Source organism: Pradoshia sp. Z5_111 (assembly GCF_058267535.1).
Genome location: NZ_JBZCPQ010000005.1, coordinates 44,601 through 68,093 on the forward strand (window position 1 = coordinate 44,601; position 23,493 = coordinate 68,093).

Genomic DNA, 23,493 nt, shown 5'->3' on the forward strand with positions numbered 1-23,493 from the left:
TATTATTCTAATTTTACCCCTTAGTGAAATAAGGTTAAAGTTTCAATCATATATTGCTCTTTAAAGAAACTATAAAAAAACCGAACTCTTTAAAAAAGGGCCCGGTTTTTTTTACGTGCTTTCTTTCCTTCTATGACAGTCAGTTTGACATCTGACTTTTTCTTAGGTCTGTTAATTAGTTGTTCTTTAGAAATGACGGTTAATCCATGTGTATTATGTTTGCTTCTTTTTGTTTTAATCATTTCATGTTTACGTTTCTTCTTAATTGTTTTTCGGGCTGTTTTCCTGTATGCCTGATATTCTCCACCCGAGTTACCATTCCTGAATCGTGTAAAAACAAAATAAATCAACCCAACAACAGCGGCTCCAATGAGTACGTTTTTGATTAGTTGGAACGGGTTATTTATCAAAGTTGAAATCAACCCCAAAGCTGCGAAACCAAGAAGGATATAAATAAAAATCATCGAATTCTTACGATTCACAGAAAGCACCTCCTTTAAGAGCATCATTGGCATATTTAGGAAAAAATAAACAATAAGCAAGGAAATTATTTTTCTTTTATTATTCTTTACACTATTTTTTCTTCGAGTAAACCTTGTTTGTAGCTATTTTCAGTTTCTAGCATTTTGTTAAATGATACGATGGCTACCTCAATTTGTTCATCGCTTGGCTCCTTAGTCGTTAAAAGCTGCAACCATAGTCCCGGGTAACCTAAAAAGCGCAATACAGGAACGTTACGTACTTTATTGGTTAACTGCAGTACTTCGAATGATACACCAAGAACAATTGGAATTAAGGCAATTCGGTTTAAAATACGAATATAAAGGACATCAGAAGGAACGAACATATATAGAAAAACTCCAACAAATACGGTAAATAAAATAAAGCTGCTTCCGCATCGATAATGCAATCTAGATGCGTTACGAACATTTTCCACCGTTAATTCCTTATTGCTTTCAAATGCGTTGATAACCTTATGTTCTGCCCCATGGTATTGAAAGACTCTTTTTACGAGCGGTGTTAACGATACGATATAGATATATAGTAATAATAATGTGAGTTTGAAAAAACCTTCTAATAATACTTGTACTGTTTCTCCGGGTGCTATGCTCTTAAAAATAACAGCCAAAAATATTGGTACTACGGTAAAAAGTAATTTACTGAGTATAAAGGATAAAATCCCAACGCCTGCTACACCCAAAATCATACCCAGTTTAGATGTTTCTTCTTCTTCAATCTTATGGTCATCCGCCGGGTCAACGTCATATCGATCTGTAGAGAAAGATAAATGCTTGGAGCCTATTGCACTGGATTCCAATAATGCTACAATCCCACGCAGAAACGGAATCTTTTTTAATTTTACCAGCAGGGGATGGCTGGTTTTTGGCAGTGCATAGGAATCAAAAGATCCATCTTTTCGTTTAATGGTTGTAACGGTACAATGTTTGCCTCCAAACATTACACCTTCTAATACAGCCTGTCCGCCGTAGATTGGCTTATTATCCAATTTATTCATCACTCCATAATGGTTAAGTTGTCTATATTATCTATTCTACAGAATTTTTCTCTATTTCACTAGTGATTGTTTCCATTTCTCTTATGAACTTTGTCTGTTTCGCACATACTAGCATTTATGAGGTGATTGAATTATGGAAACAGCAAAAGAAAAGCTGAAAAAGCCGATGGGCTATTATGGTGTAATTAATTCGGTTGGATTTTATGGAGGATTACTTTGGGGTGCGATTTTTCAAATCTGTCACTATTTTCATTTTACGGAAATAGGCCCAACCTTTCTTCTTCGAACATGGGTGAAAGCCGATTTTGTTAAAGGGTGGATGGGCGTGGTACTGTCAATTTTATGCCTGTGTCTTATTTCTATGCTCTTTGCTTATGTTTACTCCTTTATTTTTCGTAAGCTGCAATCTTATTGGATTGGTATTGTATATGGGATTGCTCTGTGGGGTCTTTCATTTCTTGTATTAAGGCCATTATTTCCAGGGATGAAAACGGTTGGGGAACTGTCTGCGGATACCATTGTAACGACCTTATGTATCTTTATCTTATACGGACTATTTGTCGGTTACTCCATCAGCTTTGAATATCATGAACGGAAACTAGAGGCAGAGGAAGGAAAGGAAGTAAAAGTGGATTCCGTCCAGTAATAGGTAGTCGTATTTTTCACTCTTGTGTTAAAATTGAAAGTATCACTTTAAAACACGGGAGCCTGGTTATGGATAAACAAATTTATTTAATCAACGGACCAAATCTAAATTACCTTGGGTTTCGGGAGCCCGAGATTTATGGAAGGACGACTCTTGCAGATCTTGAAGAGCAGTTAGCAAATCAGTCTATAAAACTCGGGGCGCAATTGGTGTGTTTTCAATCCAATTACGAAGGAGCAATCATAGATAGACTATATGAGGCAGAAACAAATTCGGCTTCAGGGATTATCTTAAACCCAGGGGCATTTACGCACTATAGCTATGCGATACGGGATGCGATAGCCTCTATTTCAGTTCCAGTAATAGAAGTACATATTTCAAATGTCCATGCCAGAGAACCATTTCGTCATCAATCTGTCACTGCCCCTGTAACGAAGGGTCAAATTGTAGGTCTTGGGTTGAATGGCTATGAATTGGCGTTACGTGCTTTATTGACTACTTAATCATGAGGGAGAGGTCTATTCAATGGAAAAAATTCAGAGATTGCGTGAAAGATTAAGTCAGGAACATATTGATGCTATCATCATTACAAACCCATATAACCGTAGATATATTTCTAATTTTACTGGAACAGCGGGAGTAGTCGTGATTTCCCAGAAGGATGCAAAATTTATTACAGATTTTAGATACGTGGAGCAAGCGGGCAAACAGGCGGTTGGATTTGAGATTGTTAAACACAGCGGACCAATTCAAGATGAGATAGCGGCTCAATTGAAGGAAATGGGTGCAAAAAAAATCGGGTTTGAACAGGATGACCTTACTTATTCTACCTATAAGGTATATGAAAAAGTTGTGGAAGGTGAACTTGTTCCTGTTTCCAATGTTGTTGAAAAATTGCGCTTGATTAAGACACCGCAAGAGATTAAGATATTAAAGGAAGCAGCAGACATAGCAGATGCTGCATTTAAACATATTATTGAGTATATACGTCCAGGTTTAACTGAAATAGAAGTATCTAATGAATTAGAATTCTTTATGCGTAAAGCAGGGGCTACTTCATCATCATTTGATATCATTGTCGCTTCTGGTGCACGTTCTGCATTGCCGCACGGTGTTGCAACAGAAAAAGTAATAGAAAATGGCGATTTTGTCACAATGGATTATGGTGCCCTTTATAATGGGTATATATCTGATATTACACGTACAGTGGCGGTCGGTGACCCAACTGATGAATTAAAGAAAATCTATGATGTTACCCTGGAAGCTCAGTTATATGCAATGGAGCATATTAAACCGGGTATGACAGGTCGCGAAGCAGATGCTCTTGCTAGAGATATCATAGCTGCCAAAGGATATGGAGAATACTTCGGTCATTCCCTGGGACATGGAATTGGACTTGAAGTGCACGAAGGTCCTGGACTTTCTGCTAAATCAGATATTATTTTGGAAGAAGGCATGACTGTCACTTGTGAACCTGGTATTTATTTACCTGGAGTTGGAGGGGTAAGAATCGAGGATGATCTCCTTATTACGGAGGATTCTAACGAAACCTTTACTCATTCAACGAAAGATTTACTTATTTTATAAGGCTGTAGGAGGCTATATTGTATGATTTCTGTTAATGATTTTAAAACTGGTCTAACAATCGAAGTGGATGGCGGTATCTGGCAAGTAATCGAATTCCAACACGTAAAACCTGGTAAAGGAGCTGCGTTTGTACGTTCTAAATTACGTAATCTTCGTACAGGTGCTATCCAGGAGAAAACGTTCCGTGCTGGTGAAAAAGTTGCCAAAGCACATATCGAAAATCGTAAAATGCAATACTTATATGCAAGTGGTGATAATCATGTGTTTATGGATAACGAAACATATGATCAAATCGAATTGTCATCTAAGCAAATCGAATATGAATTGAAATTCTTGAAAGAAAACATGGAAGTTTCTATCATGATGTTCCAAACGGAAACACTTGGCGTTCAGCTTCCAACAACTGTTACATTGGTAGTAACTGAAACAGAACCAGGTATCAAAGGTGATACAGCATCAGGCGGCACGAAGCCAGCTACTGTTGAAACTGGTCTTACTGTTCAAGTTCCTTTCTTTGTAAATGAAGGTGACAAGCTGATCATCAACACTTCTGATGCTTCTTATGTATCCAGAGGTTAATAAATAGGTGTAAGACTCCCGGGAGTAAATTCCCGGGAGTTTTTTTGTTTTCAGCCCTCTTCTGTAAATTCCGGTTTCTAAAATTCAGGACAAGGTTCCTCACTTTTAATGCCAATTAATTTGGTTCCCTTTTCAGTTTATAACCTCTTTGTTTCTAAAAAAGTCATAAACGGCCTGTCCATGAATACATTTTAAATAATGACAGACCAGGCGAGGGAGAGATATGGATTCAATCATTGAATTATTACCTCCGGCTATTGGCGCTGAGTTGAAAGAAATAGCCAAAAACCCAGGGGATATTGAAGAAATAAGAATTAGAGTTGGAAGACCGCTTGAAGTCATGTTCGGAAATGGAATCTCGTATGGGCATAAGCCTGTATTACGGGAGGATGCAGATTTATTTCTTAATAAAGTCAGCCAGTTTTCCTTTTATATGCTCGAGGAAGAGTTAAAACGCGGTTATATAACCGTTCAGGGAGGACATCGTATTGGTTTGGCAGGGAGAGTTATTCTGGAAAATGGAAGAGTGAAGGGACTTAGAGATATCACTTTTTTTAATATCCGGATTGCCAGACAAAAGAAGGGGTTGGTAAATGAATGGGTTCGGTATTTATATCATAATCGCTGGCTATCGACTCTGATTATCGGACCACCGCAAACGGGGAAGACGACATTTTTAAGAGATTTAGCCCGCTATGCTTCCAGTGGAGATCGCTCCTATCCGATTCGTGCGATGAAGGTGGGAATTGTAGATGAGCGATCTGAAATTGCTGGATGTGTTCAAGGAGTTCCACAAATGGATTTCGGTATTAGAGTAGATGTGCTTGATGGCTGCCCAAAGGCTGAAGGAATGATGATGATGATTAGATCTATGAGCCCGGAAATCATTGTTGCTGATGAAATCGGAAGAATGGAAGATGCTGAGGCGATGATGGAAGCCGTAAACGCTGGTATAACGCTCTTTATAACGGCACATGGACATTCGCTTGATGATATATTAGCCAGGCCCATCATGAAAAACATCGTACAGGAAGCTAATTTTGAGAGAATTGTGGAACTCAAGCGAATAGATCGTCCAGGGTGTATATCAAAAATAAAAGATCGTACAGGCAAGGTGCTATTTGATGGGGAAAGAGTGAGAGTATGATTAAAATTTTAGGTGCAGTTTTAATTGTTATAGCTACATCCCTTATCGGCTTTGAGGTTTCTAAAAAATTAATCACCAGACCTAAACATATTCGTGATTTACGAGCGGCACTTCAAATTTTGGAAGCTGAAATTATGTATGGACATTCTCCCTTAAAAGAAGCTGTATTAACACTGTCAAAACAAATTCCTGCTCCAGTTTCGATTCTTTTTACGGACTTTGCAGGCAGGCTCGGCTCAGCCAATCAATCTGTGTCGGCAGCCTGGGGTGAAAGTCTTGAAGTGGTAAGAAATCAATCAGAACTACAGCAAAAAGAAATAGATATCCTTCTCCAATTCGGAGAAACATTAGGTAGACATGATCGCGAGAGCCAGCAAAAACAAATTCAGTTGGCATTGGTTCATCTCGAGAGGGAGGAAGCAGATGCCGTTGATAAGCAGGTGAAATACGACAAAATGGCCAGAAGTCTAGGTTTTTTTGCAGGTCTGCTCATTGCCATTTTAATGATGTAGCGAGAGGGAGGATAGTGGGTTATGGGGATTGATATCGATATTATTTTTAAAATTGCAGGGGTCGGGCTAATTGTTGCGTTCATTCATACGATTCTTGATCAGGTGGGCAAGAAGGAATATTCACAATGGGTCATATTGGTGAGTTTTATTTATATCTTATTTAATGTGGCACAGGTGGTAGGTCAGTTGATTGATCGAATTAAATCCGTGTTTTTATTTCAATAGGAATATTGGGGTGATGAGCCATTGAAATGTTGCAGATAACGGGTGTTGCACTGGTTGGAGCATTTCTGGCAATGATCATCAAGGAACAAAAGCCAAATTTAGCTTTCTTACTTGTTGTATTTGTCGGAAGCGCTATATTTCTTTTTCTGATAGATAAAATCTATGAAATCATTCAAATGATTCAGCAATTGGCCGTTAATGCAAATGTGAATATGGTTTACTTACAAACAGTTTTGAAAATCATTGGAATTGCCTATATTGCTGAATTTACATCACAAATAACAAAAGATGCTGGGCAGGGTGCAATTGCTTCAAAAATTGAATTGGCTGGAAAAATTATCATCCTCACGATGGCCATTCCAATTTTAACGGTCATTATTGAAAGCGTCATTCAGATGATTCCTAACTAATCATTGTGGTGAAAGGTTTAAAGGGGCTGAAGAATAAATGAAGCAATTAAAGTGGACAAGTATCATCATTCTATTTCTAATTCTTAGCTTAAGCAATGGCCAAACAACTCAAGCCTCTCCCACCTCTACTGATTTTTCAGAAGAAACGCAGGCTGTTGAAACATTTAATGTGGGTGATATTCCTCTTGATGATTTAAAGCAATTTTGGGATTCGGTATACGAGGAATATGGAGGTTTTTTGCCTGAGTCCCAAAAAGGAAGCTTTGTAGATTTTATAAGTGGAGAGAAAAAATTCTCTTTAAAAGAATGGCTCAGTGGTATTCTCAAATTCATTTTCCATGAAATTATTGCTAATGGGAAATTATTAGGAACACTCATTTTATTGACTGTATTCAGTGTCTTTCTGCAAACATTGCAAAGCACTTTTGAAAAAACATCTGTCAGTAAAGTGGCAAATGCAATAGTCTTCATGGTTTTGATGATTATTGCACTGAATAGCTTCTATGTAGCAGTTGATTATGTGATAGATACGATTGCCGCCATCACGGATTTTCTGGTTGCCTTAATCCCTTTATTGCTTGCGCTAATTGCAAGCTCTGGAGGTGTACTGTCATCAGCATTCTTTCATCCGATGCTCCTGTTTTTAATGAATACGAGCGGAGCATTAATTGAATATATTGTTTTGCCGATGTTATTTCTATCGACTCTGCTAAGCATAGTCAGCATGCTTTCTGAGCATTACAAGGTCACTCAGTTAGCTGGTTTATTACGAACCTGGAGTGTGGGATTGCTAGGTATTTTCATGACCGTATTTCTAGGAGTGATCTCTGTGCAAGGAGTATCAACTGCAGTGGCGGATGGAATTGGGATCAGAACAGCAAAATTTGTGACTGGGAATTTTATTCCGGTAGTTGGCAGGATGTTTACCGATGCAGCTGATACCGTAATTGGAGCATCTCTCCTCTTAAAAAATACAGTTGGGATAGCGGGTGTGGTCATTCTATTGATTATGACAGCTTTTCCAGCTTTAAAGATATTGTTGATTGCCATGGTCTATAAGGTGGCTGCAGCGATTTTACAACCGCTTGGAGCTGGGCAGATGATTAAGTGTCTTGAGATTATCAGTAAAAATATCATCTTCGTTTTCGCTGCATTGGCCATTGTCAGCCTTATGTTCTTCCTGACCGTTACTGTAATCGTGGCTGCAGGAAATATCACGATGATGGTTCGATAGGAGGCTGAATGAATGAGTATATTAACTGACTGGGTAACTAATATAATCGTTTTTATCTTATTTGCGATCATTTTGGACATGCTTCTTCCAAACTCGACCATGCAGAAATATACAAAGCTAGTTATCGGGTTACTTTTGATCGCTGTTTTCATCGCTCCTATTCTATCTATTTTTAATAAAAATTTTACAAGTAATATTCAGGAAAAAATCATGCAGAGCAGTACATGGAAAAATCCGAAATTAGAAAATTCAATGGAAAGTAAGAAAAGAGAAATAGAAGAGACACAGCAGGCATATATATTGGAACATATGGCTGTCCAATTAAAAAATGAAGCAGAAAAGGAGCTGATGGACCAAAGTAATTATGCCATTCAAGATATTACAATTACACTTTTGGATAAGAATGGAGAAATGAATGTAGAAAATATTGAAGCCATACACGTATTTGTGGCAGAAAGCCAAGAGTCCAGCTCAGAAGTTGTCCAGCCAGTAGAAAAAATCGATATTAACATTGATGAGAAACAAACCAATATGAATGATGTACCGTCATCCGAACTATCCACAATACTATCTAATATATGGGGGATTGATTCAAATAAAATTGTAATCGGATTAAATGAAGGGGGTGATGGGCTTTGAAAAATGATTGGATTCAAAAGATTAAGGACTTATTGTCCAAAGGAGATGAGGGAGGCAAGCAAAAGAAAACATATCGGTATCTTGCCATTATTTTAATTGCCGGTATATTACTGATGGTGGCAAGCATGTTTACGAATAAACCCACCTCTGAAAATGGACAAACAAATAAAGTTTTTCAAGCGAGTTCTACCCAAGATCAGAAAGAAGAGGAAGCGGTCACGACCTGGAAATCAACTTCATCAAAAAAGTCTGGATCAATCGGAGATATTGAAAAAATGTATGAAAGTGAATTGAAGGGTACATTGGAAACGATGCAAGGGGTATCAAATGTATCCGTTATTGTTAATATTGACGCAACTGAAACAAAGGTTTATGAAAAGAATTCAGTCGCACAGCGCCAAACAACAGAAGAAACAGACCGTGATGGCGGGCAGAGAAAGGTTGAGGATTTTTCAACAGATGAAAAGATTGTAATTATACGCGAAGGGGATAAAGAGGTTCCCCTGGTTAGAGAAACGAAGAAACCGGCTATTCGCGGAGTATTAATTGTGGCAAAGGGAGCAGATGATGTTCGTATAAAAAAAGAAATCATTGATGCGGTAACCAGGGTGCTGGATGTACCAAGTCACCGTGTAGCAGTAACAGCTAAAAAATAAGGGTTTTAAGGAGGAAAAATATGTTGTTAAGAAAGCAAACAGTATGGTTATTGACGATGTTAAGTCTGGTGGCGGTGCTAAGTGTATATTATATAACAACACCACAGGATACAGCGGTAAATCAGGAGCAGGATACTCAGACTACGAAAGAAAAAACAAATACAGATACAAATTCATCTAAAGATTCAACTGAAAATGAAGAGTCTTCCACAGTTATAACAAATGAATCAAGTGATTCCATATTTGAAGCGATGCGAATTGATCTGAATGATGAAAGAAGCAGGCAGAAAGAGGAACTGACCAATAAAGTAGCTTCAAGCGATTTGTCGGAAGAAGAGAGAGTGGAAGCGCACGCACAGATTGAGGCATTGGCCGAAATGTCCACAAAAGAGGATATGCTAGAGACGATGATTATTGCACTTGGTTATAAAGACGCATTGGTAAGGGCTGATGGTGATCAAATTCAAATTACTGTAAAAGCTGATAAACAGGATGCAGGGGCTGCAAATGAAATTATCCAAATGGTCACAAAAGAAATTGGTAAAACAAATGCAGTTGCTGTTGAATTTCAACCGGAAAAATAGTACCAATCTATAAAACGATATCGGTGAGCTGCCGATATCGTTTTTGGTGTAAGCAAAGATTCAGGACCAATTGATCATTCAAATCACATCTGCCAGCATACGATGGTGCGTAATCAGGTGAATTGGTGGTTTTCGAAATGTTAGTATTGGCAGGAAGCTAGTGTGTATCCATCAGTAAATAAAAATGGAGTCGGACAAGCTGGCGAAATCTGAAAATGATTTTAGGTAATCTTCGATTATCTGGAATATGTCCCGAGAGATTAGGAAACTCTTTAAAAGCAGGCTGGGATAATTCTGTTTATATAGTTTTACAGATATTTAACGTAGCCCATCTCAGGTGTGGGTATGAGTTATTGTAAACAATCCAAAAATTTTATATGGAAATAAAAAGGATTGTGAGGTGTTTTTATCGAACATGTAAATAATCTGTCATTAAGAGAAAGCAGAGGAGGAATTAAAAGTAGAAAAGCTTCTAAAAAGATCTATAGTAGATTTTAATAGTGACATTTAAATGCTTTTTTAGTAGTAATAAACTCACTTCATTGCCTAACTGGAGTAAGGATTGTATAGGTATACAGACTGAATAACAGGATTTTTTAATAATCTGTTTAACAAAAATTAGAAACTTGCAAACGGGGTATCTATTTATCAAAATTGAATTTCTACCAGCTATTATAGTATTATATTAGTATCTGGTCATAAATAGGAGGGGTGGTTCCTGATGAAAGTACAGGAAATAAGAGAAATTATAAAATTAATTAACCAAACAACTATTAATGAGTTTGAGTTTGAACAAGAGGGTACGAAAATAAAAATTATTAAAAGTACTGGATTAGAAAACAGTATACAACCAACAGATGTACCAGTACTGGCTGCACCGGCAGTACAATCTGTATCAAAACAAGAGGTTCAATCTGAGAGTATAGAAGAGAAACCGCCTGTTGTGGGAGAAAAAACAGAACAACCATCCAACCTTCACAAGATTACTTCGCCAATGGTTGGCACATTTTATGGAGCATCATCGCCTGATGAAGACCCATACATAAGAATTGGTGATAAAGTTAAGAAGGATACAATTGTTTGCATAGTGGAAGCGATGAAATTGTTTAATGAAATTGAGGCTGAAGTTTCCGGTGAGATTGTGGAAGTATTGGTGGAAGATGGCCAATTGATTGAATACGGTCAACCTCTGTTTTTAGTAAAAGCCGAATAGGAGGAACCGACTCATGATAAAGAAAGTACTAATTGCAAACCGTGGTGAAATTGCCGTTCGAATTATCCGCGCCTGCAAGGAATTAGATATTGAAACGGTAGCTGTTTATTCTGAAGCTGATAAAACTGCCCTGCATGTACAAATTGCGGATGAAGCCTACTGTATTGGGCCCACTGCCTCTAAGGACAGTTATTTAAATAAGGTGAATATAATCAGTCTGGCAAAACTAACAGGATGTGATGCTATTCATCCAGGCTACGGCTTTTTAGCTGAAAATGCTGATTTCGCCGAAATGTGTAAAGAATGTCATCTGATTTTTATTGGCCCGTCCGCGGATGCCATTTCAAAAATGGGTACCAAGGATGTAGCCAGAGAGACCATGCGCGCGGCCGGTGTACCGGTAGTGCCAGGTTCGAGAGGAATTGTGGATGATGAAGATGCTGCCATTCAAGTGGCTTCAGACATCGGATATCCAGTCATTATTAAAGCAACCGCCGGGGGCGGCGGTAAAGGGATTCGAATAGCAAGAGATGAAGCCGATCTGCTAAAAGGTTTTCGCATTACCCGCCAGGAGGCATTAACTGCTTTTGGCAATCCCGGTGTATATATTGAAAAATTTATTGAAGATTTCCGCCATGTTGAAATTCAGGTTTTAGGGGACAGCTTTGGAAATGTCATACATCTGGGTGAAAGAGATTGTTCAATTCAAAGAAGAATGCAAAAGCTCGTAGAAGAAACACCTTCACCTGCAATTGATAGTGAAATGAGAGCCGAAATGGGCGAAGCGGCAGTGACTGCAGCAAAAGCTGTTGATTATATCGGAGCGGGAACAGTTGAGTTTATTTTTGATCATCACAAGCGGAAATTTTATTTCATGGAAATGAATACAAGGATTCAAGTTGAACATCCTGTTACAGAAATGGTCACTGGAATTGATTTAATAAAGGAGCAAATCAGAGTAGCCTCCGGTGAAAAATTATCGGTTGAGCAAAATGATGTTCAATTTAACGGGTGGGCAATTGAATGCCGAATCAATGCGGAAAATCCAAATAAAAATTTTATGCCGTCAGCGGGTCAAGTGGAAATGTATTTACCCCCGGGTGGATTTGGTGTAAGGGTTGATTCTGCAGCATATACAGGCTATTTCATTCCTCCATATTATGATTCAATGGTAGCAAAATTGATTGTCCATGCTCCAACGAGAGACGAAGCTGTAAAAAAAATGAAACGTGCATTATCAGAATTTGTAGTCGAAGGTATTGAAACAACCATACCCTTTCATTTAAGGTTAATGAACCATGATGTTTTTGTTTCTGGAGATTTTAACACAAAATTTCTTGAAACTTATGACGTTATGAATCCATAATAGAGGTAGAAGATTTGGAGGTGTATGACATGGAACAAAATCAAACAGTAGATTTAGAGAGCTATGATGATGGATTGGGTAAGGTTGAAATTGCCCCTGAAGTTATTGAGGTGATCACTGGTATAGCAGCAAGTGAAGTAGAAGGAATTGCCCAAATGCGAGGTAATTTTGCTTCAGGTGTTGTAGAAAAGCTTGGTAAAAAGAATCATGGCAAAGGTGTAAAAGTTGAACTTAATGAAGACAGCATTAAAATCGATGTTTATTGCCTTGTGAAATTCGGTGTATCTATCCCGAAAGTGGCTCAGGAAGCACAGGAGAATATCCGTCAAACTTTATTGAATATGACTGCTCTTGAAGCAACTGAAGTGAATATTCATATTGTTGGCATTCAATTTGAAACAGCAAAAGCTGAATCAGATTACCAGGATACTATCTAAATTGTATAACTCATGGTGTTTAGGCAGCCTCCCGTGGCACTGACGCACCGACAATAAAAGCGCTCAGGACTGAACTTCCCTGTATTAAGTTAGGTATCCATCTAACATTCTTGGGGTAGGTAATCAGTCATACTGAGTGCTTTTATTATTTATAAACAAAAAATAGTTGATTTTGTATATAGTTCACTATAAGGGAAATAATGGGGGACCTAAGATGTCTTTCGCATCTGCAGGTAAGTTAACAGTAAAATCACTAAATGTCATTCTTTAAATGATGTTACTATACTACCTTTACTTGTCATGATGTGGTATGATTTCATATATGATACGAGGTGCACAATGTTTAGTGTACTTTTCGAAAGTAAAGGAGTAAGAATTATTCATGAAACGCAGAGAGGCAAGAGAAAAAGCTCTTCAAGCTCTTTTTCAAATAGACGTTGGGAAAGTAGAAAGAGAACTAGCTATAGAACATGTGGTGGAAGAATCAGAGGCAGATCCATATTTGGTTCAATTGGTAAATGGAACGACAGATCAGTTGGAAAAGATAGATAGTCTTATTAGCTCCAATTTAGAGAATTGGAAATTGGACCGTCTTTCTAATATAGATCGTAATATTTTAAGAATAACTACGTATGAACTGTTATTCAATGAAGAAGTTCCGCAGAATGCGGCCATTAACGAAGCAATCGAATTAGCTAAACTATTTGGGGATGATCAGTCTCCGAAGTTTATTAATGCAGTATTATCCAAGATCAAAGAATCTTTATAAAAATAGAAAAGATGATTAGATTTTAAGGGGGAACTGCTGTCATGCCGGCACAGATACTTAACGGGAAATCGATATCAGCAACAATCCGCGAAGAGATTGCAAGTGAAGTTGAATTATTAAAGAAAAGCGGCATTATACCAGGCCTTGCAGTTTTTCTGGTCGGTGACGATCAGGCATCGCAAACATATGTGCGAAATAAAGAAAAAGCATGTGAACAATTGGGTATGAAATCGGAGTTGATTACTTACCCCGCAACTATTACCGAGGATAAGCTTCTGGATAAGCTTGTAGAGCTGAACCATCGTCCGGATATCCATGGTATTTTAGTTCAGTTACCTTTACCGGGGCATATTGATGAAAGACGGGTAATTGAAACAATTAATCCTGCTAAGGATGTAGATGGTTTTCACCCAATCAATATTGGCAGAATGATGACCAAGCAGGAGACGTTGTTGCCTTGTACACCATTTGGGATATTAAAAATGGTTCAAAAAACAGGGATTGAGATTGCCGGTAAACATGTTGTGGTTGTGGGTCGAAGTAATATTGTCGGCAAACCTGTCGGACAGCTGTTTTTAAATGAGAATGCGACCGTAACCTATTGTCATTCTAAAACAGTCGATCTGAGAAATTTTACTAAGCAGGCCGATATCCTGATTGCAGCGGTGGGAATTGCTAAAATGATCAAAGCGGATGATATAAAAGAAGGCGCTATAGTAATTGATGTTGGTATGAACAGGGATGAATCGAATAAATTATGCGGTGATGTCGATTTTGATGATGTCATACAAAAAGCATCTTATATCACGCCTGTTCCCGGTGGTGTTGGTCCGATGACAATTACTATGCTCATGTATAATACGGTCCAAGTTGCTAAAAAATCTTTGTGAAATAATAAAGAGTATGATTATAAAAAGCTGCCGAAAATTGCTATAATAACATTTACGGCAGCTTATTTATGTATAAATAAATAATTCGAAGAAGGAGGCCATGTCTAAAATGGAGAAAAATCAATATTTAACTGTGGCCGCCTTAACCAAGTATATTAAACGCAAATTTGATGCAGACCCTAATCTTGCGGATATTTATGTAAAGGGAGAGATATCAAATTTTAAAAAGCATTCCAGCGGTCATATGTACTTAACATTAAAGGATGATAAATCAAGAATTAATGCGGTGATGTTTGCTAAATCAGCACAATCGCTCGCGTTTACTCCTGAAAACGGGATGAAGGTTCTGTTGCGAGGAGAAATACGTGTTTATGAACCTACCGGCGGATATCAAATGTACATAAAAGAAATGATGCCTGATGGGATTGGAGAGCTCTTTATTGCATTTGAGCAGTTGAAGAAAAAGCTCGAGCAAGAAGGCCTCTTTCAAAGAATATATAAAAAGCCAATCCCACTGTTTCCGGCTAAAATTGGAGTGATTACGTCCCCTACTGGGGCTGCAATTCGCGATATAATTACGACCTTAAAGAGGCGTTATCCAATTGGAGAAATTTTGATTTTTCCGGCTTTGGTCCAAGGGAAACAGGCAGCACCCTCTATCGTAAAAGCGATTGAACAAGCAAATGAGTATCCGATTGATGTTTTAATTGTCGGTCGGGGCGGTGGATCTATTGAAGAATTATGGGCATTTAATGAAGAAATGGTAGCAAGAGCTATTTATGCTTCTAAAATACCGATTATTTCAGCTGTAGGGCATGAAACAGACACAACAATCAGTGATTTCGTAGCTGATTTAAGAGCTCCTACACCTACTGGGGCAGCAGAAATGGCGGCGCCAAGGGTAAGTGATATAGCAGAACGGATTTCCATAATGGAAACGAAACTGATTCGCTACTCTCATCAGCGGATTGAGACGGAGAGAAATCGCTTGTCGGCTATTCATAAATCATATGCCTTCAAATATCCACACCTGTTATATCAACAAAAACTAGAGCAGCTGGATAGAGTGGCAGAGCGCATTTCGCGGAATAGCAAGCTCTATTTTGAACGTAAACAAGATCAATTGCTTGCACTCACAAAAGCGGTGGAGCGTAATATTCCATTGAATACGATATCGAGAAAAATACGTGAAATCGAACAAATGGAGTCTCGCATGACTCGTGCGGCTGTCCATACAGTTAAAAGTAAACAGCGGGATTATTTGAATACGGTAACGCTTCTTGAGGCAGTCAGCCCTCTTAAGATTATGGAAAAGGGGTTTGGACTCGTTTATAAAGATGAAGATAACTTGATAAAATCAACTGAGTCTGTAAAAATAGGCGATCAAATAACAGTTGTTGTGCAAGACGGTGAAATCGACTGTACGGTTAATGATATTAGGGAGAGTGATTGATATGAGTAAAAAGGAAGAGGTTGCGATCACATTTGAAGAGGCAATGTCTAAGCTGGAAGGAATCGTAGCGCGACTCGAGGATGGAGAAGTGCCATTGGAGGAGTCCATTAATCTTTATAAAGAAGGAATGGAGTTATCGAAATGGTGTCATGATAAGCTTAAAACAGCTGAGGAGCAATTAACGTTAATTATGAAAGAAGATGCGTTTAAGCCATTTTCCATTGATGAGGAGGAGTAACATGGAAGAGTTTGCTTCCTTCTTAAACAGTAATAAACATGAAATTGAGTCAAGGATGGAAGAAATCGTCTATAATTTAAATACCCCGTCAACTCTCCAAAAGGCAATGAGTTATTCTTTGGAAGCCGGCGGAAAAAGACTAAGGCCTCTATTAGTGCTGGCTGTTTTACATGCCTTTGGCAAAGAGGGGAAGATTGGCCTTGATACAGCATGTGCCATTGAAATGATACATACGTATTCATTAATTCACGATGACCTCCCATGTATGGATAATGATGACCTAAGAAGAGGAAAGCCAACGAACCATAAGGTATTTGGAGAAGGAATGGCAGTCCTGGCGGGCGATGCACTCCTTACATTGGCATTTGAAGTCATTGCCAATCAATCTAAATATGAAATAGACCCGTCAATCAAACTTGAATTAGTTCTTGAATTGGCGAGAGCAGCCGGGGCTGAGGGCATGGTTGGGGGTCAAGTGGCCGATATAGAAGCAGAGGAAAATGGGGTTGATTTACAAGGCCTTGAGTATATTCATGAAAATAAGACTGGAAAACTGCTTGGATACAGCATTATGGCCGGAGCTATACTTGCAGAAGCAAGCTTGGAACAGAAGGAGAAGCTAAGGGAGTTTTCCCGCCATCTTGGCCTTGCTTTCCAAATCCGCGATGATATCCTTGATGTTGAGGGTTCCGAAAGTGTAATTGGTAAACCTGTAGGAAGCGATGTTACTAATCATAAAAGTACATATCCATCTCTTTTAACAATGGACAAAGCTAAAATTATGCTCGATAAGCATATTCAATCAGCAAGAATATTACTTTCCGAAATTGATTTTAATGAGACCTTATTACTGAAATTTGTTGATTTGGTAGCGAAACGCGACCATTGATTTGGAACGTTTTCCATCCAAATCCACTTACCTAGAATAATGATGTATGCTATACTTTTTGGTATCTAAGAGTGGTGCAGTATTCTAGTCGGTCTACCTTTCTGGAGAGTGAGCCTAAAAATTCACTAAAGGGCACATCGATGATGGTTCTTGGATTGGCTCGGGGCGCCCAGCTTTGGGTCGATTCAGGAAGTAAGGAATTAGGGCGATCCACAATGGCATGTGGGCGTTGACCCTGGTTTCGCGGAGGCTTTATTCTGATTGAAATAAATGAGAATATTGGAAAACCTGCATAAACAGGAAACTGTGTGCAGCGTAGCCTGCCTTGAGTGAAGTTTGAGGGGATTGCGAAAGGAGCGTATATACATCAGTTGGCCATTGATATATCTACTGCCATCGCATGAAATCGGCTTTGCAAAAGAGGCTAAAGAATAGGTTAAGGGCTGTCGGGGAAATCTCCTAGACTGTTCAATGACATATATGAAGGATTAAGGTACGGACTAAGTGGCAATCCAGTCCAATTGACGGAAACGCAGTTGAGTCAGGTTTAAAGGGGAACCGCCGATATGGCGACATTCGGTAACTGACTGGGAAATCCTACTGGACCTAAGCCGTAAAATTAACTTCCTATATGACCACTCTCCTATAAAATTTACTTAAAAGCTTGCTGATAGCAGGCTTTATTTTGCATATAGGATGGTTAGAGTATAAATATATGAAAAAAATACTGAAAGAATCAGCTAGATGGACAGTTACGATTACCGTTATTACATTTCTTCTTGCAGCTATATTTACAGTCATTTCTACCATAGCTTTAAATGGCGTTGGTTGGATAAGTGGCTTGGCGATTGTTCTTAGCATTGTACTTATTGGTATCTTCTTTGATATGATTGGTATTGCATCTACTGCTGCTGATGAAATTCCATTTCATGCTATGGCCTCCAATCGGGTACATGGTGCGAAGCATTCTATTCGGATCATTCGAAATGCCGATCGGTTTGCAAGCTTTTGCAATGATGTAATCGGGGATATTTCGGGTATTGTTAGTGGAACAGCAACTGCGATTGTGATTGTACAATTATCAATCAGCTTTAACTGGGAAGAGGCGTCTGTAGCTGAAAGTGTTGGTTCGATTATTTTAACGAGTCTAATCGCAGCACTGACAGTCGGCGGTAAAGCAATGGGTAAAACCCTTGCTATTCGATATTCAAAGGATATTATATTTGCAGTGGGCAAATTATTGTACATTCTCGAGAAACATTTCCAAATTGTTATAATAAAAGAAAATAAGGGAAAGAGACTCAAAAGAAAAAGAAATGAAAGTGAGTGATCCTGATGGATATGCTATCCATAAAAGACCCATCTTTTCTTAAAAAGATGTCCAATGCGGAATTGGAGTCTTTGGCACAGGATATTAGGGATTTTTTAATAAAACAACTATCTGTTACTGGCGGGCATATTGGGCCAAACTTGGGTGTAGTAGAGTTAACGCTCGCCTTACATAAGGAGTTTAATAGCCCAAAGGATAAATTTCTGTGGGATGTCGGTCATCAGTCTTATGTTCATAAAATATTAACAGGGCGGGCATGTCAGTTTGAAACACTCCGTCAATACAAAGGGCTGTGTGGATTTCCAAAGATGAATGAAAGTGAGCATGATGTTTGGGAGACAGGTCATAGCTCAACTTCTTTGTCAGCTGCAATGGGTATGGCGATTGCTCGTGACTTGAAAAAAGAAAAAAGTTTTATCATTCCTATTATTGGTGATGGTGCTTTAACAGGTGGTATGGCCCTTGAAGCATTAAACCATATAGGACATGAAAAAAAAGATATGATTGTTATTCTAAACGATAACGAGATGTCCATTGCTCCAAACGTAGGTGCCCTGCATTCTATTCTCGGAAGAATGCGGACAGGAGGCAAATACAACTATGTTAAAGATGAGCTGGAACAACTGCTTAAAAAAATACCGGCTGTGGGCGGCAAGCTTGCTAATACAGCTGAACGTATAAAAGACAGTTTGAAGTATCTGGTTGTTTCCGGAATGTTTTTTGAGGAATTGGGCTTTACTTATTTAGGTCCGGTTGATGGACATGACTTTGAAGATTTGTCTGAAAACCTAAAATATGCTAAAAAAACAAAAGGTCCTGTCCTTTTGCATGTGATTACGAAAAAAGGAAAAGGTTATAAACCAGCGGAAACAGATGCGATTGGTACATGGCATGGTACGGGTCCATATAAAATCGAGACAGGCGATATAATCAAGGAATTGAATGCACCTCCGGCATGGAGTGCACTTGTCAGTGAGACGGTTAGAAGATTGGCCAGAGAGGACGAGCGGATTGTAGCGATTACGCCGGCAATGCCGGTAGGTTCGAAGCTGCTCGGATTTGCTTCTGAATTCCCTGACCGAATGTTCGATGTCGGAATCGCGGAACAGCATGCGACTACTGTTGCTGCAGGACTTGCCACGCAGGGAATGAAGCCATTCTTAGCGATTTATTCTACATTCCTGCAACGTGCTTATGACCAGGTGCTCCATGATATATGCCGACAAAATCTAAATGTCTTCATTGGAATTGATCGGGCTGGCCTTGTGGGAGCAGATGGAGAAACCCATCAGGGTGTATTTGATATTTCCTTCTTGCGTCCTATGCCTAATATGGTCATTATGATGCCTAAAGATGAAAATGAAGGACAGCATATGGTGAATACGGCTATTCAATATAATGATGGTCCGATTGCTATGCGATTCCCAAGAGGAAATGGTTTGGGTGTTCCGCTGGATGAGGAGCTCAAAACAATCCCGATTGGTACTTGGGAGGTCCTGCGTGAAGGTAATGACGCTGTCATATTAACATTCGGCACGACTATCCCAATGGCGATGGAAGCAGCTGATAGACTCCAGAAGGATAATATTCATGTGAAGGTAGTGAACGCACGTTTTATAAAGCCTTTAGATCATGAAATGCTTGCTGAATTAATGTCTGCCAATTTGCCAATCCTAACAATAGAAGAAGCTGTTCTTCAGGGTGGTTTCGGCAGTGCAGTACTCGAATTTGCTGAGGAAAATGGATTCCATAAAGCCTATATCGAAAGAATAGGAATACCTGATGAATTTATAGAACATGGCAGCGTTGGTAAATTGCTCCATGATATTAACCTAACAACAGATCAAGTGGTAGAAAAATTATCTAAGATGACCTATAAAGTGACGAAAAAGGCGTATTAAATATGAAAAAAGAACGTGTAGATGTATTATTGGTTGAACGTGGATTAGCGGAAACAAGAGAAAAGGCAAAAAGAGCAGTGATGGCTGGCATTGTTTATTCAAACGACCTGCGAATGGACAAGGCTGGTGAAAAAATAGCAACCGATGCACCGCTATCCATAAAAGGGCAAGTAATGCCTTATGTATCAAGAGGCGGCTACAAGCTGGAAAAGGCTATGGAGACATTTACTATTTCCGTTAAGGATAAGTTAATGATTGATATTGGGTCATCGACAGGAGGGTTCACAGACTGTGCCCTGCAGAACGGTGCAAAAAAATCATATGCAGTTGATGTCGGTTATAACCAATTGGCTTGGAAGCTGAGACAGGATCCGCGGGTAGTCGTGATGGAAAGAACGAACTTCCGTCATTCAGTACCTGAAGATTTCACTGAAGGGCTACCGGAATTTGCTACAATTGATGTTTCTTTTATATCATTGAAGCTTATCTTACCGGCTTTAAAACGAATTCTTGTACCTGGAAGCGATGTTGTAAGTCTTGTAAAACCGCAATTTGAAGCTGGTCGTGAGCAGGTTGGGAAAAAAGGAATCATTCGTGATAAAAAAGTACATCTTCAAGTTGTGGAGCAAATTCGAGACTTTGCTATCCAGGAAGGCTATATACTAAAAGAAGCTACTTTTAGCCCCATTACAGGCGGGGATGGAAATATCGAATTTCTATTCCATTTATACTGGCCAGGCGAAGGTTCCGATTGTAGACAAGATGTAGTCGTGAATCTTGAGCAGGTAGTTGAAGCGGCACACGAAGCGCTAAAAACGAATAAAGGCGAAGATAAGTGAAATGTTTAATCCCCCGGTGGCTTTGCCATGGGGGTTATTTCTTTATGCAATCCTTGCATAAAAATACATAAAATACATGTACTTTTGTGACAAAATCCGCTAACATTAGGTATGGAAGGCATTATATTGAGGGGTGTCAAACTAGATGAATAAAGGTCAAAGACATATAAAAATACGTGAAATCATTACAAATAATAATATTGAAACACAAGATGATTTAGTGGATATTTTAAGAGCGGAAGGGGTAAATGTTACGCAAGCGACTGTGTCAAGAGACATTAAAGAACTGCATCTTGCAAAAGTACCGATGCAGGATGGACGCTATAAATACAGCCTGCCAGCAGATCAGCGCTTCAACCCTTTTCAAAAACTTAAACGTGCATTGGTAGATGCGTTTGTGCGAATTGATTCAGCCAACAATCTATTGGTCATGAAAACATTACCAGGTAATGCTCAGGCAATTGGTGTGTTAATGGACAATTTGGATTGGGAAGAAATCCTCGGAACGATCTGCGGAGATGATACGTGTTTAATTATTTGCAGAGATGAAAAAGATGCTGAAATCATATCAAAGCGTTTTCTTGATATGCTTTAAGAAAGTTGGGATGAAAGATGTTATTGGAACTCTCCATTCGTAATTTCGCCATCATTGAATCGCAAACGCTCTCTCTCGATAAAGGTCTGACTGTACTTACTGGTGAAACAGGTGCCGGTAAATCTATTATTATTGATGCAGTACAGCTATTGGCCGGTGGGCGCGGATCGTCTGAATTCATAAGACATGGTGAAGAAAAAGCTGAACTGGAAGGTTTGTTTCAGTTGCCGGATTCATTACATCCAGCCATAGAGAAAGCAAAAGAATTTGGGATTGAATCTGAAGAAAATATAATTATTATCAGAAGAGATATGTATACCTCAGGAAAAAGTGTATGCCGTATCAATGGGAAAATGGTTACAATCTCAACCTTAAGAGAGGTAGGGAGAAAATTAATTGATATTCATGGGCAACATGAACATCAGGAGTTAATGGATCCGGATTTTCATCTCCCTTTGTTGGATCAATTTGGTGAGCAGGATATTAAACAATCTCTGACTGAATATCGGAAGCTTTATAAGCAATATAATGAAACACGTCAGCAAATGAAAAAATTAAGTGAAAATGAGCAGAAAATGGCACACAGGCTTGATTTAATACAATTTCAATTTGATGAGATACAAAAGGCTGAATTGGAGATTGATGAAGAAGAGCGTTTAATGGAGGAAAAGCATAAACTGAGTAACTTTGAAAAGGTTCATCAAAGTCTGCATAATTCCTATATGTCCTTAAATAATGAGAATGGAGGACTTGATTGGGTAGGTAACGCAATGACAGACCTACAAGGGATTGAACATATTGATGAACAATATAAAGATTTGTCTGAATCAGTGAAAAATGCATTTTATATCCTTGAGGATGCAACAAGCTCGATCCGTTCACAGCTGGATTTATTAGAGTTTGACCCCGAAAGGCTTCATGATATTGACGCAAGACTTAATGAAATTAATCATCTGAAGCGGAAATATGGTAAGACGATAAAGGACATTCTGGAGTATGCTGCAACCATTGAAGAAGAGATTGATACGATACTGAATCGCGAAACACATCTTGAAAAATTAAAAAGCCAGCTATCGGCATTGGAGAAAGAAGTAATCCTAGAGGGCACAAATCTGTCAGAGCTGAGACAAAAATATGCACATCTTCTAACGGACGCAATCCACCGTGAACTAAAAGAGCTATACATGGATAAAGCCGTATTTGAAGTGTATTTCCATCATTCTGGACAAGATCAATCCAATCTAATTGGTGAGAACGGGATAGATCAGGTGGAATTTTATATTTCTGCTAACCCCGGTGAGCCTGTAAAGCCGCTTTCCAAAACTGCCTCCGGTGGAGAACTTTCACGTATTATGCTGGCTATCAAAAATATCTTTTCTCAACACCAGGGAATCACGTCGATTATCTTCGACGAAGTAGATACTGGAGTAAGCGGACGAGTTGCACAGGCAATAGCCGAAAAGATATACCGTGTATCGGAAGGCTCGCAGGTATTATGTATCAGTCACTTGCCGCAGGTAGCAGCTATGGCAGATATTCATTTATTTATCTCTAAGGAAATTACGGAAGGCCGTACAAAAACGAATGTCAAACCTCTTGAAAAAGAGGAACGAGTAATAGAGATTGGTCGAATGATATCCGGTAAAGAATTAACAGCTTTAACAGAAGAGCATGTAAAAGAAATGCTCAATCAGGCAGATCAAATTAAATACAATATAAAGACAAACTGAGGAGCGTTCTCCTCAGTTTTTTTCAATACTATTGTCTCCGCATTAAAATTATCTTATGTAAATATTTTACCATTGTTATTCCTATCCATAATGGGTAGCTTTTTATTT

The 23,493-nt window shown here is 38.8% G+C and carries 27 protein-coding genes; 25 read left to right on the forward strand and 2 right to left on the reverse strand.

Annotated features, from left to right (window positions below):
* Positions 1-89: 89 nt before the first annotated feature.
* Together AC4D4A_RS11665 and AC4D4A_RS11670 are read right to left on the reverse strand one after the other, a co-directional pair.
* Positions 90-482, reverse strand: a complete 393-nt coding sequence (locus AC4D4A_RS11665) for an SA1362 family protein (RefSeq protein WP_490996064.1) — start codon at positions 480-482, stop codon at positions 90-92.
* Between the two features lie 86 nt (positions 483-568).
* Positions 569-1,516: a DUF1385 domain-containing protein gene (locus tag AC4D4A_RS11670; RefSeq protein WP_490996065.1), complete on the reverse strand. Its 948-nt coding sequence runs from the start codon at positions 1,514-1,516 to the stop codon at positions 569-571.
* Between the two features lie 133 nt (positions 1,517-1,649).
* Between AC4D4A_RS11670 and AC4D4A_RS11675 the strand changes: the two genes are divergently transcribed.
* From AC4D4A_RS11675 to recN, 25 genes are all read left to right on the forward strand, one after another.
* Entirely contained in the window at positions 1,650-2,162 is a 513-nt protein-coding gene (locus AC4D4A_RS11675; RefSeq protein ID WP_490996066.1) for a YqhR family membrane protein, read from the forward strand.
* Positions 2,163-2,230: 68 nt separating this feature from the next.
* Positions 2,231-2,665 (forward strand): type II 3-dehydroquinate dehydratase, encoded by a 435-nt coding sequence (gene aroQ, locus AC4D4A_RS11680; RefSeq protein ID WP_490996067.1) that lies wholly within the window; start codon positions 2,231-2,233, stop codon positions 2,663-2,665.
* A 22-nt stretch (positions 2,666-2,687) separates the two neighbouring features.
* The gene (locus tag AC4D4A_RS11685) at positions 2,688-3,749 is read left to right on the forward strand and encodes a M24 family metallopeptidase (protein WP_490996068.1); all 1,062 of its coding nucleotides are present in this window, start codon (positions 2,688-2,690) and stop codon (positions 3,747-3,749) included.
* Positions 3,750-3,770: 21 nt separating this feature from the next.
* Positions 3,771-4,328, forward strand: coding sequence for an elongation factor P (efp, locus tag AC4D4A_RS11690; RefSeq protein ID WP_066104976.1), 558 nt, complete (start codon positions 3,771-3,773; stop codon positions 4,326-4,328).
* Between the two features lie 223 nt (positions 4,329-4,551).
* Positions 4,552-5,475, forward strand: coding sequence for a stage III sporulation protein AA (gene spoIIIAA, locus AC4D4A_RS11695; protein WP_490996069.1), 924 nt, complete (start codon positions 4,552-4,554; stop codon positions 5,473-5,475).
* Positions 5,472-5,987 carry a stage III sporulation protein SpoIIIAB gene (gene spoIIIAB / locus AC4D4A_RS11700; protein WP_490996070.1) on the forward strand — a complete coding sequence of 172 codons (516 nt, stop codon included), beginning with the start codon at positions 5,472-5,474 and terminating at the stop codon, positions 5,985-5,987. The genes spoIIIAA and spoIIIAB overlap by 4 nt, the downstream gene beginning before the upstream one ends.
* Before the next feature lie 21 nt (positions 5,988-6,008).
* Entirely contained in the window at positions 6,009-6,212 is a 204-nt protein-coding gene (spoIIIAC, locus tag AC4D4A_RS11705; protein ID WP_049670184.1) for a stage III sporulation protein AC, read from the forward strand.
* A 26-nt stretch (positions 6,213-6,238) separates the two neighbouring features.
* Positions 6,239-6,622 (forward strand): stage III sporulation protein AD, encoded by a 384-nt coding sequence (spoIIIAD, locus tag AC4D4A_RS11710; RefSeq protein ID WP_066104967.1) that lies wholly within the window; start codon positions 6,239-6,241, stop codon positions 6,620-6,622.
* Positions 6,623-6,659: 37 nt separating this feature from the next.
* Positions 6,660-7,856 (forward strand): stage III sporulation protein AE, encoded by a 1,197-nt coding sequence (spoIIIAE, locus tag AC4D4A_RS11715; protein ID WP_490996071.1) that lies wholly within the window; start codon positions 6,660-6,662, stop codon positions 7,854-7,856.
* A gap of 12 nt (positions 7,857-7,868) precedes the next feature.
* A complete protein-coding gene (gene spoIIIAF, locus AC4D4A_RS11720) occupies positions 7,869-8,495 on the forward strand; it encodes a stage III sporulation protein AF (RefSeq protein WP_490996072.1) in 627 nt (208 codons plus the stop codon).
* Complete coding sequence (gene spoIIIAG, locus AC4D4A_RS11725) at positions 8,492-9,151, forward strand: stage III sporulation protein AG (protein WP_490996073.1); 660 nt, start codon at positions 8,492-8,494, stop codon at positions 9,149-9,151. The genes spoIIIAF and spoIIIAG overlap by 4 nt, the downstream gene beginning before the upstream one ends.
* Positions 9,152-9,171: 20 nt before the next feature.
* On the forward strand, positions 9,172-9,735 hold the full coding sequence (locus tag AC4D4A_RS11730) for a SpoIIIAH-like family protein (RefSeq protein ID WP_490996074.1): 564 nt from the start codon (positions 9,172-9,174) through the stop codon (positions 9,733-9,735).
* A 718-nt stretch (positions 9,736-10,453) separates the two neighbouring features.
* Positions 10,454-10,948 carry an acetyl-CoA carboxylase biotin carboxyl carrier protein gene (gene accB, locus AC4D4A_RS11735; protein WP_490996320.1) on the forward strand — a complete coding sequence of 165 codons (495 nt, stop codon included), beginning with the start codon at positions 10,454-10,456 and terminating at the stop codon, positions 10,946-10,948.
* Positions 10,949-10,961: 13 nt separating this feature from the next.
* Positions 10,962-12,314 carry an acetyl-CoA carboxylase biotin carboxylase subunit gene (accC, locus tag AC4D4A_RS11740; protein ID WP_490996075.1) on the forward strand — a complete coding sequence of 451 codons (1,353 nt, stop codon included), beginning with the start codon at positions 10,962-10,964 and terminating at the stop codon, positions 12,312-12,314.
* A gap of 29 nt (positions 12,315-12,343) precedes the next feature.
* The gene (locus AC4D4A_RS11745) at positions 12,344-12,751 is read left to right on the forward strand and encodes an Asp23/Gls24 family envelope stress response protein (protein WP_066104947.1); all 408 of its coding nucleotides are present in this window, start codon (positions 12,344-12,346) and stop codon (positions 12,749-12,751) included.
* 382 nt (positions 12,752-13,133) lie between these two features.
* A complete protein-coding gene (gene nusB, locus AC4D4A_RS11750; protein ID WP_490996076.1) occupies positions 13,134-13,520 on the forward strand; it encodes a transcription antitermination factor NusB in 387 nt (128 codons plus the stop codon).
* A 41-nt stretch (positions 13,521-13,561) separates the two neighbouring features.
* Positions 13,562-14,410 carry a bifunctional methylenetetrahydrofolate dehydrogenase/methenyltetrahydrofolate cyclohydrolase FolD gene (folD, locus tag AC4D4A_RS11755; RefSeq protein WP_490996077.1) on the forward strand — a complete coding sequence of 283 codons (849 nt, stop codon included), beginning with the start codon at positions 13,562-13,564 and terminating at the stop codon, positions 14,408-14,410.
* A 109-nt stretch (positions 14,411-14,519) separates the two neighbouring features.
* Entirely contained in the window at positions 14,520-15,863 is a 1,344-nt protein-coding gene (xseA, locus tag AC4D4A_RS11760) for an exodeoxyribonuclease VII large subunit (RefSeq protein WP_490996078.1), read from the forward strand.
* A 1-nt stretch (position 15,864) separates the two neighbouring features.
* Positions 15,865-16,101 (forward strand): exodeoxyribonuclease VII small subunit, encoded by a 237-nt coding sequence (gene xseB, locus AC4D4A_RS11765; protein WP_066104937.1) that lies wholly within the window; start codon positions 15,865-15,867, stop codon positions 16,099-16,101.
* Position 16,102: 1 nt separating this feature from the next.
* A complete protein-coding gene (locus tag AC4D4A_RS11770; RefSeq protein ID WP_490996079.1) occupies positions 16,103-16,990 on the forward strand; it encodes a polyprenyl synthetase family protein in 888 nt (295 codons plus the stop codon).
* Between the two features lie 715 nt (positions 16,991-17,705).
* On the forward strand, positions 17,706-18,320 hold the full coding sequence (locus AC4D4A_RS11775; protein WP_490996080.1) for a hypothetical protein: 615 nt from the start codon (positions 17,706-17,708) through the stop codon (positions 18,318-18,320).
* Positions 18,321-18,325: 5 nt separating this feature from the next.
* Positions 18,326-20,221 (forward strand): 1-deoxy-D-xylulose-5-phosphate synthase, encoded by a 1,896-nt coding sequence (dxs, locus tag AC4D4A_RS11780; protein WP_490996081.1) that lies wholly within the window; start codon positions 18,326-18,328, stop codon positions 20,219-20,221.
* Positions 20,222-20,223: 2 nt separating this feature from the next.
* Entirely contained in the window at positions 20,224-21,060 is an 837-nt protein-coding gene (locus AC4D4A_RS11785; protein ID WP_490996082.1) for a TlyA family RNA methyltransferase, read from the forward strand.
* Between the two features lie 145 nt (positions 21,061-21,205).
* Positions 21,206-21,655, forward strand: a complete 450-nt coding sequence (gene ahrC / locus AC4D4A_RS11790; RefSeq protein ID WP_066104923.1) for a transcriptional regulator AhrC/ArgR — start codon at positions 21,206-21,208, stop codon at positions 21,653-21,655.
* Between the two features lie 17 nt (positions 21,656-21,672).
* A complete protein-coding gene (gene recN, locus AC4D4A_RS11795) occupies positions 21,673-23,385 on the forward strand; it encodes a DNA repair protein RecN (RefSeq protein ID WP_490996083.1) in 1,713 nt (570 codons plus the stop codon).
* Positions 23,386-23,493: the final 108 nt, after the last annotated feature.